1 protein-coding gene and 1 pseudogene are annotated in these 750 nt (G+C 63.3%); both read right to left on the reverse strand.

Translation table 11 applies throughout. From position 1 onward, the window contains the following. Positions 1–430 (reverse strand): annotated as a pseudogene (locus tag CUC53_RS18150) (MotA/TolQ/ExbB proton channel family protein); the annotation flags it as partial. Beyond that, on the reverse strand, positions 427–750 hold a 324-nt coding region (locus tag CUC53_RS18155; RefSeq protein WP_157798330.1), incomplete at its 5' end, for a DUF3450 family protein. The gene CUC53_RS18155 and the pseudogene CUC53_RS18150, both read right to left, overlap by 4 nt.

The following is a 750-nucleotide window of genomic DNA, read 5'->3' on the forward strand; positions in this document are numbered from 1 at the left end:
GCAGCAGGGCGAGGGCGGCGCGATCCGGCACCTGTTTCTCCTGCGCCATGGTTTTCAGCGGAACGAGGCGATCAGGATGCTGACCCTCGACGGCGGATTCGCTCAGCAACTTAACCGCATCACTGGCGCCCTGACGGGTGACCGCGAAGATTTCGTTCATGTCGCTGGAGGCTTGCTGCCACTGGGCGTTGAGCTCAGTCAGCTGCTGCTCGTTGTTAGCAAATTGGCCTGCCAGCTCCTTGCTCAGGCGCTGGGCCTCGGCCAGTCTGGCGCGGGCTGTGCCGAGCTCCTTGGCAACAGTCGCCAGATCTTGCTGAGCCTGCTGTTCGCGAGCCTGTTCCTGCGGCTGCCACTCCTCGTTGGCGACCGCGGTATTGGCTGCGCAGGAGAGGGCAATAAAGAGGGGGAACCACTTGATGGTGATGCTCATGATTGGGCCTCCTGACTGCGGCTGACCGAGAGGGGGACATTGAGCAACTGGGGAACTTTCTTGTCAGCGGCCACATCCATCGCCTCGGCGATGGGGGAGAGCCACTGGCTGTCGAGGGCTTGCCACTGCTTCGCCTCGGCGGACCAGCGCCATGCCTGACTGCGATCAGCGGTCATCGCCAGCAGGGCAATGCGGCCGACCGCCAGCACATCAACGCGGCGCGGGGCGCCATCCAGTGCGATGTCGGCCGCGTAATGATCGAGGCGGCTGCCATATTCGGCTTCAATCTGATAGGCCTGCAGCAGCTGGCGGAATTTCTC

Origin of the sequence: Aeromonas cavernicola (assembly GCF_002795305.1) — a bacterium.
GTDB classification, from domain to species: domain Bacteria; phylum Pseudomonadota; class Gammaproteobacteria; order Enterobacterales; family Aeromonadaceae; genus Aeromonas; species Aeromonas cavernicola.